Annotated in this window: 14 protein-coding genes; 3 read left to right on the forward strand and 11 right to left on the reverse strand. The window is 41.8% G+C overall.

The genetic code is table 11. From position 1 onward, the window contains the following. Positions 1–453 precede the first annotated feature (453 nt). Both pssA and JFC10_RS13230 read right to left on the reverse strand, forming a co-directional pair. On the reverse strand, positions 454–1,356 hold the full coding sequence (pssA, locus tag JFC10_RS13225) for a CDP-diacylglycerol--serine O-phosphatidyltransferase (protein ID WP_226914340.1): 903 nt from the start codon (positions 1,354–1,356) through the stop codon (positions 454–456). A 42-nt stretch (positions 1,357–1,398) separates the two neighbouring features. Then, the gene (locus JFC10_RS13230; protein ID WP_045446718.1) at positions 1,399–2,274 is read right to left on the reverse strand and encodes a 23S rRNA (adenine(2030)-N(6))-methyltransferase RlmJ; all 876 of its coding nucleotides are present in this window, start codon (positions 2,272–2,274) and stop codon (positions 1,399–1,401) included. Positions 2,275–2,403: 129 nt separating this feature from the next. Between JFC10_RS13230 and JFC10_RS13235 the strand changes: the two genes are divergently transcribed. Both JFC10_RS13235 and dapE read left to right on the forward strand, forming a co-directional pair. Beyond that, positions 2,404–3,159 (forward strand): 2OG-Fe(II) oxygenase, encoded by a 756-nt coding sequence (locus tag JFC10_RS13235; RefSeq protein WP_198333313.1) that lies wholly within the window; start codon positions 2,404–2,406, stop codon positions 3,157–3,159. A gap of 113 nt (positions 3,160–3,272) precedes the next feature. Beyond that, on the forward strand, positions 3,273–4,487 hold the full coding sequence (gene dapE / locus JFC10_RS13240; RefSeq protein ID WP_198333314.1) for a succinyl-diaminopimelate desuccinylase: 1,215 nt from the start codon (positions 3,273–3,275) through the stop codon (positions 4,485–4,487). A 116-nt stretch (positions 4,488–4,603) separates the two neighbouring features. Here the strand turns inward: dapE and JFC10_RS13245 are convergent, their stop codons facing one another. From JFC10_RS13245 to JFC10_RS13270, 6 genes are all read right to left on the reverse strand, one after another. Next, entirely contained in the window at positions 4,604–5,086 is a 483-nt protein-coding gene (locus JFC10_RS13245) for a GyrI-like domain-containing protein (RefSeq protein ID WP_193011527.1), read from the reverse strand. A gap of 75 nt (positions 5,087–5,161) precedes the next feature. Continuing rightward, entirely contained in the window at positions 5,162–5,371 is a 210-nt protein-coding gene (iscX, locus tag JFC10_RS13250) for a Fe-S cluster assembly protein IscX (RefSeq protein WP_011279849.1), read from the reverse strand. A gap of 130 nt (positions 5,372–5,501) precedes the next feature. Further along, complete coding sequence (locus JFC10_RS13255) at positions 5,502–6,065, reverse strand: acyl-CoA thioesterase (RefSeq protein ID WP_198333315.1); 564 nt, start codon at positions 6,063–6,065, stop codon at positions 5,502–5,504. A 159-nt stretch (positions 6,066–6,224) separates the two neighbouring features. Continuing rightward, the gene (locus JFC10_RS13260) at positions 6,225–7,625 is read right to left on the reverse strand and encodes an NAD(P)(+) transhydrogenase (Re/Si-specific) subunit beta (RefSeq protein ID WP_406947308.1); all 1,401 of its coding nucleotides are present in this window, start codon (positions 7,623–7,625) and stop codon (positions 6,225–6,227) included. Next, positions 7,622–7,966, reverse strand: coding sequence for a proton-translocating transhydrogenase family protein (locus JFC10_RS13265; RefSeq protein ID WP_198333355.1), 345 nt, complete (start codon positions 7,964–7,966; stop codon positions 7,622–7,624). Before JFC10_RS13265 ends, JFC10_RS13260 begins: the two co-directional genes overlap by 4 nt. 116 nt (positions 7,967–8,082) lie before the next feature. Continuing rightward, positions 8,083–9,249, reverse strand: a complete 1,167-nt coding sequence (locus tag JFC10_RS13270; protein ID WP_198333316.1) for a Re/Si-specific NAD(P)(+) transhydrogenase subunit alpha — start codon at positions 9,247–9,249, stop codon at positions 8,083–8,085. A gap of 493 nt (positions 9,250–9,742) precedes the next feature. Between JFC10_RS13270 and yaaA the strand changes: the two genes are divergently transcribed. Continuing rightward, positions 9,743–10,543, forward strand: a complete 801-nt coding sequence (gene yaaA / locus JFC10_RS13275) for a peroxide stress protein YaaA (protein WP_198333317.1) — start codon at positions 9,743–9,745, stop codon at positions 10,541–10,543. A 103-nt stretch (positions 10,544–10,646) separates the two neighbouring features. Here the strand turns inward: yaaA and JFC10_RS13280 are convergent, their stop codons facing one another. The 3 genes from JFC10_RS13280 to JFC10_RS13290 form a co-directional block, all read right to left on the reverse strand. Beyond that, positions 10,647–12,260 (reverse strand): glucosamine inositolphosphorylceramide transferase family protein, encoded by a 1,614-nt coding sequence (locus JFC10_RS13280; RefSeq protein WP_198333318.1) that lies wholly within the window; start codon positions 12,258–12,260, stop codon positions 10,647–10,649. A 555-nt stretch (positions 12,261–12,815) separates the two neighbouring features. After that, positions 12,816–14,465 carry a chaperonin GroEL gene (gene groL, locus JFC10_RS13285; RefSeq protein WP_193011518.1) on the reverse strand — a complete coding sequence of 550 codons (1,650 nt, stop codon included), beginning with the start codon at positions 14,463–14,465 and terminating at the stop codon, positions 12,816–12,818. 111 nt (positions 14,466–14,576) lie between these two features. Then, entirely contained in the window at positions 14,577–14,870 is a 294-nt protein-coding gene (locus JFC10_RS13290) for a co-chaperone GroES (protein ID WP_025652227.1), read from the reverse strand. Between the last annotated feature and the right edge of the window lie 545 nt (positions 14,871–15,415).

A 15,415-nucleotide genomic window follows, 5' to 3' on the forward strand; every position in this document is an offset into this window, starting at 1 on the left:
TCATAATGATTTGAATTGTCAAGCTTTTTTATAATTTGTTTCTTCAAGTTAACTGCGTTATTTATGTGTAATCTACACACTAATCACTGCCAGCTCGTCTTGTGTGGGCGTATTATAGACGCTTTAAATCTTGAGTCAAGAGGTAATTTCTATTTAGTGTGAAATAGCTTGATTATCTAAGCTTCCAAACCACTTGCCTTTCGAAAAGGGTGGCAGTCTACGAGGGTTTTATATATAAAACAAGGAAAGTCTATAAATAATCTTTGTTATTTTCTATTAGCAGAACTTTATGCACCTAACTCGTTGTTATAGTTGTACAACTCATTAAATTAGCTCTTATGCCTACACATTAAACCTTTTCATTACAGTAACTTTTCTAGTTCTTTATATAGAGCGCATAAAAAAGGCACTTACCTGACGGTAAGTGCCTTGATATATACATCAAAAATATTGTTAGCTTTTTACTTTTGTCTTAACGGTAGTGACGATACCCGACAACGCATAAATAATACCAATCGCCAAGATACCAACAGGTATATCATAAAGCACGATACTCATAACGAGTACGCCAATGATAAGAACGACGAAAGGGACTTTCTTTTTATCAAACTCTTTAAAGCTATAATATTTAACGTTACTGACCATCAGCAAGCCACAAACAACGACCCAAGCTGCGAATAAGAACATAACTGCCGTATCGTACTGTCCAATCCACTCATTATGATCAACCGCAACCATCACAGCCGCAGTAACCAAAATAGCGGCAAGCGGACTTGCCAAACCAACGAAGTATTTTTTATCGACGATACCAACCTGCACGTTAAAGCGTGCCAAACGAAAAGCACCGCAAGCGGTAAAGACAAACGCACAGCCAAGACCAATACGACCAAGTGGTTCTAGAGCAAAGCTATAAATTAAAATAGCAGGTGCTACGCCAAACGCTAGCATATCGGCAAGCGAATCATATTGCTCGCCAAAGGGGCTTTGCGCATTAAGCATACGTGCGACCCGCCCATCAGCGCCATCAAGAATAGCGGACAAAAAAATGGCTAGAGACGCTTTGTAAAACTCGCCTTGCGTACTGGCCAAGATCGAATAGAAGCCGGAAAGCAGTGACAAGGTTGTAATCAAATTTGGCGCTAGATAGACACCGCGACTTACAACCCTCTGCCCTTCAGCAACTTCTGCTTCAATCACCTCAAAGGTCAAGCCATCATAATTTTCATTATCCGCTAAGCGAATATTAAACTCGTGCTCATCGACAAAGGGTGGCTGTGTTGCCGCACTGTCTTGCAACAACCCATCATTTAGGGGCGGATGATTTGATTCGTCTTTAGGTAATTGCACGTTAGTCATCTCAATATCCTTATTTGCCGACATTGTTATTCGCAGAGATTGTTATTCGCCGACTAGCCAGCGTACATTGGTTGCGCTATCAGGCGTTAAGTCTGGAGCATCAGCCACTTTTAACGCAGGCTGTAAGAAACGTAATATCTCACGTGCATGATTATCAAATTGCCAAGGTGGATTGATAACCAATAAACCTGTTCCGTTAAGACCAACCGCCACATCATTTGGATAAATATTCAGCTCACAGACCAGCTGGCGGCGCATTTCAGTACGCTTGAGCTTTTTATAAAACAGCTCAACAGCTTCAACGTTCTTAATAGGGAACCAAAGCGCGTAAGTGCCTTGTGGCCATTTATTATAAGCCGCAACGAGTAGGTTTATCAGACGGGTAAAATCTTTGTGCTCTTGCTCATAAGGAGGATCAAGAAAAATCAGACCACGCTTTTCTTTTGGCGGAATAACGGCGGTAATACCTTCAAAGGCATCACGATGCTGTATACCAATGGGTAACTTGTGCAACTGATAATTTAGCGCATCATATTCGCTAGCTTTGGCTTCAAAAGCTTCACCGCGCACACCCGCATCTGGATTTTTCTCGATATGATGGGCAACCCACCAAGGAGAACCAGGATAGACTTTATTGTCATAAGTGAAACGGGCTTGCTTAATGCCTTCCATATAATCTTTGACAGCAGCGGGTGCCTTATCGGTATTGGCATTTAATAACGCTTGGATACCACCTTTAGCCTCACCTGTCTTGCGCGCTTCTTCACTGCTCAGTGAATACAGTCCGCGACCACCATAAGCATCAAGCACATAAAAAGGTTTGTTTTTTTGCCCCAATTGATTAAGGAGTTGTACCAATAAAATGTGTTTAACCACATCAGCAAAGTTACCAGCGTGGTAGGCGTGTTTATAGTTCATAATCTCAAAAGTTTAAATAAGAAAAATTACATCTATGGTAGCATAGGCAGAGTAAAAGATAACGATGGTTTTGGTAAAAAGGCATTGATTGGCTATGTATTGCTAGCTAACTGACCATAGTGAGACGAAATGACAGAGATTATTAGCAATCTTGATGTGACAAAGTTGGTGATTGATAATCCGATAGGAGAAGATAATCCACCTTTATTGTTTCCACATAGTGATGATCCAAGCCAAAAGTCACTGACTCAGCACATATTACAACCGTCTGATTTTGAGATCAGTTGGCAAGATAAGCTGACTGATACACAACTGGATACATTCGTTGAAGATGGCTGGATAATTATTGATGATGTCTTTGAAACGAAAGCGCTGTTAGCCTTGCAAGCAGAGAGTGGCTTTATTAACTATCGTGACGCAGAGCTCACGGCCGGTATTCGTGTCAGCGATATTCGCGGTGATCGCATCCGCTGGATTACAGAAAACTTCTTTGCAGGTTATTATTATTTGCAAAGCATCAATGCGCTTGCCGCCTTGTTTAATCGCAGTTTATTTGCGGGTATTCGCCACAGTGAAGCGCATTACGCTTGCTATCCGGTGGGGTTTGGCTACCAATGGCATAGTGACAATCCGGCTGGGCGTGATGAACGCGTTATCTCTGCGGTGTTTTATCTCAATGACGAATGGGAACCAACTGACGGCGGCGCACTAGAAGTCATTGATAAACATGGCGTTCATCATAACGTCATGCCTGTCGCCAATAGATTGGTGATATTTGACAGTGACCTACAACATCAAGTGCAAATTGCCCATCGGCAGCGTTATTCTATCGCTACGTGGATGCGCCGTGATGGTTTGGTGCCTTTTGTTGAAGACAATATTTAAAATTCATCAGCTATCAGAAAAAGTAAGTAATAAGTATAAAACAATGACTGATTTTATCGTGGCTGCCAATCTTAAAAATTTATCATTTTAATTCATAATAAAAAGGTTTATTCATGTCGGACTTCAATAAACAAAGCACCCATCAACAAGAAAACCATCAGCAGCAAACACTAGATTTAAGTATTGCGCTACTTGAACGTCCTTCCGTCACACCAGATGATGATGGCTGCCAAGATATCTTGTCAGAACGATTATCACAAGCTGGGTTTGACTGCGAATTTATGTATTTTGGCGATAGAGATCAAAGCGGCGAACATGCAGAAGTCAAAAATTTATGGGCGCGCCGTGGCACCACTAATCCAGTCATTTGTTTTGCTGGTCATACCGACGTCGTGCCAACAGGTGATGAAAACAATTGGACTTATCCACCATTTACGCCAACCATCGCTGATGGTTACCTATGGGCGCGCGGTGCGGCTGACATGAAAACGGGGATTGCTGCTTTTACCGTCGCTGCCGAGCGTTTCGTCGCTAATTATCCTGAACATAACGGCTCTATTGCTTTTTTAATTACCTCAGATGAAGAAGGCCCGTCTATCAATGGCACGGTCAAAGTCATTGAGACCTTAGAAGCCCGTAACGAAAAAATCACGTATTGCCTCGTTGGCGAACCATCGAGCACGGATACGCTTGGCGATATCATTAAAAACGGTCGCCGCGGCTCATTGGGTGCGGAACTTACGGTCACTGGCAAACAAGGTCATGTTGCTTACCCGCATTTAGCTTGCAACCCTATTCATGCAACGATGGCAGCTTTGGCGGAATTGACTGCCGCTACTTGGGATAATGGCAATGACTACTTTCCTGCGACTTCCCTGCAAGTCTCTAATATCAATGGCGGTACAGGTGCCACCAATGTCATTCCTGAAACGTTAAAAGTTATCTTCAATTTCCGCTTTTCAACGGAAACCACAGAAGATGAGCTAAAAGCCAAAACTCACGCTATCTTTGATAAGCATTTTGCTGACAGTAAAGCCAGTTATGACATCCATTGGAAGTTATCTGGTCAGCCATTTCTGACCCCTGAAGGTAAATTAGTTTCTGCCTGCCAGCGTGCGATTAAAGCAGTGACCGATGTTGATACCACATTATCTACGTCTGGTGGCACATCAGATGGACGCTTTATCGCCCCGACTGGTGCACAAGTGGTTGAATTGGGTGTACGTAATGCGACGATTCATCAAGTTGACGAAAAAGTAGAAGTCGATGATCTAGGAAAGCTTGCGCAAATCTATGAGGGAATTTTAGAGAATTTACTGTTAGATTAGCTTCTAATTATCATTTAAAAAGCGCCAAATCTGAATAGGATTTGGCGCTTTTTTTGTCGTTATTTTTTATCGATAATGACTTGAACAGCTTAAGTCAATTAAGCTACTTACTCGCTTCACTCAATACCAATATAGAGATCAACTTTACCATACTCTAGATTGCCACCGATATAATGCTCAAAATCAACATTGTACGTTCTTACATGCTCACAGCTGCGATCATTAAAGTATGTCCATGCCTTTTCCCAAGCATTCATCACAGTATTAGGCATTCTGCCCTCTTCAGAAAAGACCAAATATTTCCCTGCAGGAATATTGACCGTTACTAAATTACCAGCGCTTTGCTGCTCTTGCTCGCTGTCTACTTTCCAACCTGCCACAACATCAAAAGCGCCTACTAAGTCATCGCTCTCATAGTTATGGAAGATACCATAAATATCTTCACCTTCAGAAAGATGCGACTTATGGTTTTGATAAAACTTTTGCCATAATCGACCCAATTTGGCCGTGTCATGGCTGATTTCTGCATTGTTAGTGGTACGAGCACTGATACCCTTGCACACTATCGCTTCGGATAGCTCTTTAATTTGTGAAGTCATGATGCCGTCTATCCTATATATTTACTTGGTTTTATTTAAAATCATATTTAAAATGATTAACGTTGCAACGTTAGTCTAATCTGCTTCATCAATCCAGTTCATTTGAATGGCTTCTAAGATACCTTCGTTTGAGCGCTGTGGATCATCATCAAAGCCTTCAAGCTCAGTCACCCAGCGATGCAAATCGGTAAAACGTATGTACTGCGGATCGGTCTCTGGAAACTTCTCATACAGCTCAATCGCGATATCTAAGCTGTCTGTCCATTTTAATTTTTGCGGGGTCATGGTGGCTCCTTAACTTTGAATCATTTTTATACACGTCATCGAACCAGTGGTCAATTTGACTGGTGATTTGATTGGCGACTTCATAACCGCTATCCTACCAAAATTCGCCCACTGATTATAGACAAGTTCGTTATGCAGCACTTGTTGTTTTAGTCGGCTCAGCAGATTTGGCAGATTTAATCGCCACTTGATGCTGATTCCAAGTATCAATGACCTCATTCAGCCGCTCGCCTATCATATCCAATATCTCTGGTGCACATTTGCCTTTTTTATTGGTCAATACAAACTTCGTCATACCAACGCCCATCAGCTGTTTTTTTACAAAGAAGCGCGTTTCAAAATAAACGTATTTTTTATCCCATCCGACAAGTGTACTATTTACCGTCATCTTATCTAAGAATTTAATTTCTTTCAGATAAACCATCTCTTGCATGGCGATAACCCAACCTAATGTTTTAATACCTTTTTGATGACAGCATGCCATCAGCCAGCGAGTAACGTTGAGTTCAATAAAAGACAAATAACGATAGTTGGGCAAATGATCGCGAAAACCCATGTCATGTGGTAATACACGATACTGACGAACAACGGGAGCGGTCAACATCTCGACACTCAGGTACTCACTGACTGATTGCTGTTTTAACTGTTGCTTTAGCAAGCTAACCATAATAAAAAAACGTATCAACATATTCATAAATAACTCTCTTAACGCTTATTTTGTGTAAACTTATTTTCTATAAACAATGATTCAATATAAATTCTGCATACCTTAACGCAAAAAAGCCACCGTAGTGACTTTCTTTGTTTAAAAACTTATAGGTAAAAGCGAATAGTCAAAAACATATTTTAATTATTAATGACCGCTACCATTGATACTACGTACCATCTCTTCTACCATTTTCTTGGCATCACCAAAGATCATCATAGTTTTGTCCATATAGAACAAGCTATTATCTAAACCCGCATAACCTGTACTCATTGAGCGCTTGATGACCATCACAGTTTGGGCTTTGCTGACTTCTAGAATCGGCATACCAAAGATTGGGGAGGTAGGATCATCTTTCGCAGAAGGGTTTACAACATCGTTTGCACCGATAACCAAGACCACATCTGTACTCGCGAAATCTGAGTTGATCTCATCCATCTCTAAAATATCATCATAAGGTACGTCAGCTTCAGCTAATAGTACGTTCATGTGGCCCGGCATACGACCAGCAACTGGATGAATGGCAAAACGAACGTTAACACCTTCTTCTTTTAGCAGCTCATATAGCTCTTTTACCGCATTCTGTGCTCGGCCCTGTGCCATACCATAACCCGGTACGATGACCACGCTGCTGGCGTTAGACATCAAAAAACCTGCATCTTCTGCTGAGCCAGCTTTATAGTTCTTCGGTGCACCATCATCACCACCTGCCGCCACAGCTGACGTACCCATACCACCGAACAATACATTCAATAATGAACGGTTCATGGCTTTACACATGATGTAAGACAAGATCGCACCTGATGAACCGACCAACGAACCCGCGATAATCAACATCGAGTTGCCAAGGGTGAAACCAATGCCTGCTGCCGCCCAACCTGAGAACGAGTTCAATAGTGATACAACCACTGGCATATCACCGCCACCGATTGGCGCAATCCACATCCAACCAAAGATTACCGCAATCACTGCCATCGCATAAAACGCTGGTAATGAGTCCGTGACGAAATATACGCCACCGAAGCCGATCATAGCAATGAATAGTAGCGCTTGGACAGGTTTTACCCAGCCGCCAACCAATGTTTTCGCCCAACTTTTTGCCGCCAGTTTACCAAAGGCAAAGACCGAAGCTGAGAACGTAATCGCACCGATGAAGCAACCGATAAATAGCTCAACACGGGCAACGGCGCCATGCTGCTGCTCAGTATGCAATACCGTCGCAAGTGCAATCGCAACCGCTGCCAAACCGACGAATGAATGCATCAAGGCAACGGTTTCTGGCATTTGGGTCATCGCGACTGTTTTTGCTTTCCACATACCGACAAGGCCACCCAAAACCATCGCACCAATAATTAACCAAAGAACAGGGCCTTCTGCTAAAAAGAACGTCGTAACAACAGCAATCGCCATCGCTGCCATACCAAAACGGTTACCACGGATAGCGGTCTTTGGACTAGATAAACCACGTAAGGTCAATACAAAGAGGATAGCGCCTACTAAATAAAACCAATCAGCATTTGCCGCAATCATTGTTGAGAAATCATTCATGCGTCGCCTCCATTGTCAGTCGTCGTCTCAAGAGCGGGTGCTTTTTTCACTTTAGGTTTAAACATCGCAAGCATACGTTCAGTCACGGCAAAGCCACCAAAGATATTAATACTAGCCAAAAATACCGCAAAAGCACCAAGCAAACTGGTCGGTGTAAACATAGAGCCGTCAATGGTGACGGTCTGTAGCATCGCACCAACGATGACGATACTTGATAAGGCATTGGTTACCGCCATCAATGGCGTATGCAATGCCGGCGTGACGCCCCAAACGACGTAATATCCGACAAAAATAGCAAGCACAAATACCGTAAAAATTGCTACAAATGGTGTGCTACTCATGGCCGCACCGGCTGGCGCTGCAGCTAAAATAGTGGCAATCATCTAATCCTCCTCAAAATTTATTCATTAAAGGCAAATATATAGTGACAAAATCTGTAGTGATAAGCCGCCAGAACTTAGCGTTTGGCTAGCCGTACCTGACTGTCATGTGTCACTGCCAGCGCGCCCTGAATCTCGTCTTCCATATCTAAGTTAAGCGATAAGTTAGGTGATGCGTCACTTGCTGAAGCGTCGTCATTAGAAGACGCAATCAAAGTCGTAATAAAGTTAACCAAGTTATTGGCGTACAAGTCTGAAGACTGAGCGGCGAGCATTGATGGAATATTGGCAGCACCAACAATACGCACACCATTGTCCGTGGTGATGGTCTCATTAGGTACACTGCCTTCGACGTTGCCACCCGTTCCAGCAGCCATATCGATCAGGACAGAACCCGCTTTCATGTTGGCAAGGGTTGCCTGATGTACTAAGCGTGGGGCATTACGTCCAGGAATCTGTGCCGTGGTAATAACGATATCAGCATTGCTCAAGGCTTTATCCACGACAGCCGCTTGATCTTTGACATATTGCTCTGATGGCGTCCAAGCATAACCACCTGTGGACTTAGCTGTCTCAGCCTCCTCTGCACTCATCGGAACATCAAGCCATTTACCACCGAGTGATTCCACTTGCTCGCGAGCGGTCGGACGTAAATCACTGGCTTCAACGACTGCACCTAGGCGCTTTGCCGTTGCAATCGCTTGCAGACCTGCCACGCCAACGCCTAATATGACTACTTTGGCTGGCTTGACCGTCCCTGCTGAGGTCATAAACATAGGAAAAGGACGTGAATATTCATTAGCTGCTAGCAATACCGCTTTATAACCGGCAAGGTTAGCCTGCGATGACAATACATCCATATTTTGTGCGCGTGACAATGTGCGAGGCAAGAGTTCCATTGCAAAGGCCGTCGTACCTTTAGCCGCATAAGTGTCAAGCTGAGTATTACGATAAGGATCAAGCATGCCAATGACAATCTGACCATGTGACAAGTCATCAACGGCTTCCGCTGGTAGGTCATTGACGGTGGTAATAATTCGAGACTGTGTGATTACCTCGGTACTACTGTTGGCAATGTCGGCACCTGCAGCCTGATACAGCTCATCAGCATAATATGCTGCTTGACCTGCACCTGACTGTATGACAACTTCAAACCCAAGCTTACGCAATTTTTTAACTGCATCTGGGGTTAGCGCTACACGGCTCTCGCTCGCGATATCCGCACTGATTACACCGATTTTCATACCGTCTCCTTACTTACGTCTAATGACTATACTTACGTCTCACGACTACCTTTAATACCCTCAACGCATATTTAAAAAGCACAGGGGACAAAAAGACCTTTGGTCATTATTAATGTAACATTACGACCGAAGGTCATCAATTTAATAAATGATAGATACTTTTCCATCATTCCTTTTTATTATAGAGATATCATCTGCCAACTTTCATTGCCTAATGATGACCCACAAGTAAAATAAAAAGTTAGGTATTTACACCATCTACATAACTTTTATTGTTATATTAAAAATTTTCCCTTTTCAATGAAACGCTAAGCCTGACAAGATATCTGCTCGTACCCCTAAAAATCGCTTAAATGTTTGTCATTTTTAGGGGTAACGTTAAAAAACACAAAACAGCGATGAGTAGGTCAAGATAAAATGCTGCATATCGTATAATAAGAAAACTTGATACATAAGTAGAATGCCCATTGAATCACTATAATAAGGAATGACGATGTATTTTTTACTCTCCCCTGCCAAATCTTTAAATGAGAAAGACGCTGTGCCAGTAAACCTAGGCAACTACTACAGTCAGCCAGAGCTTATCGAGCATTCGCAAGCATTAATGAAAAATTTAAAATCAAAAGAACCAATTGATTTACAAGAACTGATGAGCATATCTGACGACTTAGCGCAACTAAACGCTGAACGCAACCAACAATGGAGTTGGAGCAAAGATAAGCCATTTACTTTAGACAATGCCAAACCTGCAGGCTATTTGTTCGATGGTGATGTTTATACCGGTCTCGATATGTATCATATGGATAAAGACACCGCCATCTATGTCAATGAACATCTGGGTATTTTGTCTGGGCTATATGGCGTGTTAAAACCGTTGGATTTGATTCAGCCTTATCGCTTAGAGATGGGCACCAAGCTAAAAAACGAGCGTGGTGATAATCTTTATGAGTTTTGGGGAGAAGAAGTGACTAACGTTATTAATGCGCGTGTGGCAGATAGTAATGACAAGGTTTTGATTAATCTTGCGTCTAATGAATATTTCAAAGTTATAAAGAAAAAGGGGCTAGACGCTGAAATTATTACGCCACGATTTGAAGATGAAAAAAATGGTCAATATAAAGTGATTAGCTTTTACGCCAAAAAAGCACGTGGCCTAATGGTCAAATACGCAGCAGATAATAAGCTGGCCAATGCAGAGCAGCTAAAGCAGTTTGATTTAGCAGGGTATTATTACTGTGAAAAGGCTTCTGATGATAAAACGTGGACGTTTAGACGAGATGCGGCGGATCAGTAAAACTAACATTTATACTGAATTTGTAGAAAACCCCCGATAAGCTCAGCCTATCGGGGGTTGTTGGCAAAATTTTATCACCGGTTGCCGTAAAACGTCTCAATGACTATATGGTAAAGCGCGATTTATCTCTGGAAACATCAAGTACGACAGTTTGATCATATACGTTATAGGTATGGAGACGATCGATATCAGTCTCCCAGTTAGGTTCAATATAACGCACAAAGGTCTCTTTATAGGAGGTCGGCGTTAACTCTTCTACGAGATATAAAGCCACCCTACGTCCATACCTAATAGTGCCATCCTGAGCCGTACGAAAAAGCTGGCCATCTCTCTTAAATAGTGCGCCTGCTAATCGTGATCCACGCACATCAATCTTTAGAGGCGCACATGGGTGAATACTCCAATTATCTGACTCCAACTTATCAGAAGTATAAATATGCAACTCTAAATCCATCGTAAGGACTGAAATTGAGCCATGTGTGGTAAAAAGATACCATAAGCCATTGTACTCAATAACCGCACTATCCGCTGCCTGAACCCCAGACACTAACTCATGAACTTTCTCCCACTTCTGCGGAAAGTTGGTCGCTTTTAAGAGATTAATACAATTGGTCTTTGCGGCTTCTGGAATCATATATATAGCATTGTTATGCTTGAATACATTTGGAAAACTTAGATGCGAGCTAATACCTAAATCGACTGGTCCAGCATTGATCACTTGATGGTCCTCATCGAGTTCCACCCATTCTATGCGGCCAATACCTTTTTTATAGTTTAGGCTCTCAAAGAATATATAGCGCCTTGAGTCTTGCTCAATATAAAAAGGGTCAGCCCAAAAACAGCCTTTTTCAGGTAATATTTCCGTGTATGTTTGCATCGGCTGATCAATAGAACCAATAAAAATACTCCATTTATTGCGATAAAGGCTCTTATAAAAAGTTTTTATCGTATAGTTTTTAAAAAAATTCGTCAAATGCCGTATGGCCGTTAGCTGTTGGGGTACTTTATAAATCGCACCATCAAAAATTGAATTCGTCAAACTTTCACTCTCAACGCCAATTTTGTTTTTATGGAAATACCAATACAATATCGATGCTGCAACCCCATTTAACTTATCCGCAGTTAAGTTATAGTCCCAATAGAATAAAGTGCCATAACCTCTTCCTACCACTTTATCTACCTTAAGATGATTACTGAGTAATTGTAAGGTCACGACGCTATTTTCCCATTTTTCGGCGAATTGCCAATATAGTGCAGGTGTACCTCGCTGTATGGTTTCATCGCCATAATGAAATAAGAGAATACCTTTTTTTGAAACACTTAGAATTCTCCCTGTTAAGGTGCGAAAGCCCATGTTAATGAGATAATCTAGATTTGCAGCTTCTAGTCTTGCAATCACTGAATCTTCAATTTCGTCAGTAGATTTACCTTGCTTCGGTACTGATGTAATGACAGGCATCTTCCCATTAGCCGCTAAGTCATGAATAGAATAATGCTTAGCATTACGCTTAGTTCGAGAAAGAAGGGAAAATATTTTTTGATTAATAGATGGAATGATCTTCGATAAACGCGATATATTAGATTTTTGTTTTTTATCTTGTTGGACAGCAATGCAAACCTCTACTACGCCTTCATCTATTAGAGATTTTAATGGCATAAACTTATACCATGCCAATGTTTCATCTTCTACGAGAATGCCAAGCCTAGTTTTTTTCATCTCTATTACCTTAAGTTGCACGTGAGCTTTTATAACTGCTAAGCCACAACAAGCGCTCAATTTCCCTTTGAGTAAAGTATCAGTCAATTTTTATATATTCTTATATTAACATATACCTTGATAAGGTGGATATATTGAATGACTTAGACAATTCTAAGCTATATTTATTAACCTATCTTGAATACTTCTCATTTTGAACCATAGATATACGACATTTAAGACATAACATTAGTTTATATAGCACAATTCATCACAACCTATATTAGTGAAAAACTTAATACTGAACATCATGGTTTTTTTATTGCAAAATTTGGACATTTTTAGACCATTTAGTCACTTTCGTTCAGATTGAGGACACGACCTAATATAAAAATAAAATACACGATAATAATCAGGCACAAAAAAGTCCTGCTATCTTACGATAACAGGACTTTCGGTATTTCAAGCGCTTTATGGGTTGACTAAAGCAGTACGGCTAGGCGACCGAGTGAAGGTTGTACATGACGTACATCAAACGAGGTCAACAGCGTCGTACAAATTTAGTCGAAGCATAAATTACATCATGCCGCCCATTCCACCCATGCCGCCCATTCCACCAGCACCGCCCATGCCAGCCATACCATCATCTTTTTCTGGTAGGTCAGTAATCATGGCTTCGGTAGTCAGCATTAGGCCAGCAACAGACGCAGCGTTTTCTAGTGCTGAACGAGCAACTTTCGCTGGATCAAGGATACCCATTTCTAGCATATCGCCGTATTCACCAGAGGCAGCATTGTAACCGTAGTTACCAGTACCATTCTTCACTTCGTTAACCACTACTGATGCTTCTTCGCCTGCGTTGGTTACGATTTGACGTAGTGGCGCTTCCATCGCGCGGCGTAGGATATTGATACCTGCATCTTGGTCATCGTTATCGCCTTTTAGTTCAGACAATGCATTCATTGCACGTACTAAGGCAACACCGCCACCAGGGACAACGCCTTCTTCAACCGCTGCACGAGTCGCATGTAGCGCATCATCAACACGATCTTTCTTCTCTTTCATTTCGGTTTCGGTCGCTGCGCCAACTTTGATAACTGCTACGCCGCCTGCCAGTTTCGCAACACGCTCTTGTAGCTTTTCTTTATCGTAGTCAGACGTTGATTCTTCGATTTGACGATTGATAGACGCAACGCGATTATCGATATCAGCTTTGTTACCAGCACCATCAACGATTACGGTGTTTTCTTTACCGACAGTAACTTTCTTAGCCGTACCCAATTGCTCAAGCGTCGCAGTCTCTAGGCTCAGACCGATCTCTTCAGAGATAACAGTACCACCAGTTAGAGTCGCGATATCTTCTAGCATGGCTTTACGACGATCACCAAAACCTGGTGCTTTAACCGCACAAGTTTTTAAGCCGCCGCGCATGTTGTTAACAACAAGAGTCGCTAGCGCTTCGTTTTCTACGTCTTCAGCGATGATTAGCAATGGTTTGCTCTGCTGCATTACTTGCTCAAGTAATGGCACAATCTCACGGATGTTGCTGATTTTTTTGTCAACAAGCAAAATGTATGGGTTTTCAAACTCAGCGGTTAAGCTGTCTTGCTTATTGGCAAAGTACGGGCTGATATAACCACGGTCAAACTGCATACCTTCGACAACTTCTAAGGTATCTTCAAAGCTTGAACCTTCTTCTACCGTGATAACACCTTGCTTGCCTACTTTTTCCATCGCTTGCGCAATCAAGTCACCGATTTTGGTGTCTGAGTTTGCAGAGATAGAACCCACTTGAGCGATTGCTTTTGAATCGTCAGCTGGTGTAGAAAGCAGGTGGATTTGCTCAACAGCCGCGCGAACTGCTTTGTCGATACCGCGCTTAAGATCCATTGGATTCATGCCAGCAGCAACTGATTTCATGCCTTCTTGCAAGATTGACTGAGCCAATACTGTAGCAGTGGTCGTACCATCACCAGCGACATCATTTGTGCGGCTAGCGACTTCACGGACCAATTGAGCGCCCATGTTTTCAAATTTGTTTTCAAGCTCGATTTCTTTGGCAACTGATACACCATCTTTAGTGATGGTAGGTGCGCCGAAAGATTTATCGATAACCACGTTACGACCTTTAGGCCCTAGGGTTACGCGTACTGCGTTTGCTAGAACGTTTACGCCGTCCATCATTTGTTTACGGGCATCAATGCCGAATTTCACGTCTTTTGCCATGTTAAATTACTCCACTATTATAAGTATGAGAATGCAATTAAATGAGTTGATATATTCTTATCAAAAACTATTGTCAAAAATGTGCTGAGTATAAAAATATACTCAAAATGACTAACCTTCTAGCACACCCAACACATCAGATTCTTTCATAATCAATAGTTCTTCGCCGTCAACTTTCACGGTTTGACCAGCATATTGACCGAATAAGACTTTGTCGCCAGCTTTTACATCTAACGCGCGAGTTTCACCATTGTCACGAATCTGGCCGTTACCAGTTGCTAGCACTTCACCTTGTGAAGGTTTTTCTTGAGCAGAACCAGGAAGCAAGATACCACCAGCCGTTTTTGTTTCTTCTTCTATGCGGCGGACAACAATACGATCATGTAAAGGACGAATATTCATCAATATGTCTCCAATAATTTGGTTATTTACAGTAAGGGTTTATTTGAATTAATAGTCTCAATACCAATACCTGTAGGCATTACTGCTTAAAACAGCATTCTAAAGATAAGCTTTGAGCTTGTATCAAAAAGTGGGGGCAAAGTGAGTTAGCTTCAAGTGTAAAGCCCAAAAATTTACAAGAATTTTGCATATCATGGGTTATTTAGGTGGTAATAACGTTTATGAAAAGTCATTTGATTGGATTGCACTGTATTAAAGGCTTTAGCAGAATTTTAAAATCAGCGATCTGAGAGGTAAATTTCAATACTGAATTGAATTAGTTAAGCTACCCCATATCGTTTGCAACTGACCGATCAACTTATCCTTTCTTAGGAAACTTACAGCAAGTGACGTCTCATGATATCGTACTCAAAGCCAGCAACGTTGGCTACAATAGCAACACCACAGGGACGGCCTTCACTCTTGAAAAGGCAACAGCCCATGACCATTATAGTTCTTGGGATTACAATAATAGTTATAAGCAATGCCATAAATAGCAATTAAGGAAT

The organism is Psychrobacter aquimaris, assembly GCF_016107525.1.
Taxonomy (GTDB): domain Bacteria; phylum Pseudomonadota; class Gammaproteobacteria; order Pseudomonadales; family Moraxellaceae; genus Psychrobacter; species Psychrobacter aquimaris.

Coding starts and splice junctions, on each gene's coding strand:
- JFC10_RS13260 (WP_406947308.1), bottom strand. CDS start 7,625: ATGAATGATTTCTCAACAATGATTGCGGCAAATGCTGATTGGTTTTAT.
- groL (WP_193011518.1), bottom strand. CDS start 14,465: ATGGCAAAAGACGTGAAATTCGGCATTGATGCCCGTAAACAAATGATG.
- JFC10_RS13230 (WP_045446718.1), bottom strand. CDS start 2,274: ATGAACTATAAACACGCCTACCACGCTGGTAACTTTGCTGATGTGGTT.
- JFC10_RS13280 (WP_198333318.1), bottom strand. CDS start 12,260: ATGAAAAAAACTAGGCTTGGCATTCTCGTAGAAGATGAAACATTGGCA.
- JFC10_RS13245 (WP_193011527.1), bottom strand. CDS start 5,086: ATGACTTCACAAATTAAAGAGCTATCCGAAGCGATAGTGTGCAAGGGT.
- JFC10_RS13265 (WP_198333355.1), bottom strand. CDS start 7,966: ATGAGTAGCACACCATTTGTAGCAATTTTTACGGTATTTGTGCTTGCT.
- yaaA (WP_198333317.1), top strand. CDS start 9,743: ATGTATTTTTTACTCTCCCCTGCCAAATCTTTAAATGAGAAAGACGCT.
- iscX (WP_011279849.1), bottom strand. CDS start 5,371: ATGACCCCGCAAAAATTAAAATGGACAGACAGCTTAGATATCGCGATT.
- pssA (WP_226914340.1), bottom strand. CDS start 1,356: ATGACTAACGTGCAATTACCTAAAGACGAATCAAATCATCCGCCCCTA.
- JFC10_RS13235 (WP_198333313.1), top strand. CDS start 2,404: ATGACAGAGATTATTAGCAATCTTGATGTGACAAAGTTGGTGATTGAT.
- dapE (WP_198333314.1), top strand. CDS start 3,273: ATGTCGGACTTCAATAAACAAAGCACCCATCAACAAGAAAACCATCAG.
- JFC10_RS13270 (WP_198333316.1), bottom strand. CDS start 9,249: ATGAAAATCGGTGTAATCAGTGCGGATATCGCGAGCGAGAGCCGTGTA.
- JFC10_RS13255 (WP_198333315.1), bottom strand. CDS start 6,065: ATGAATATGTTGATACGTTTTTTTATTATGGTTAGCTTGCTAAAGCAA.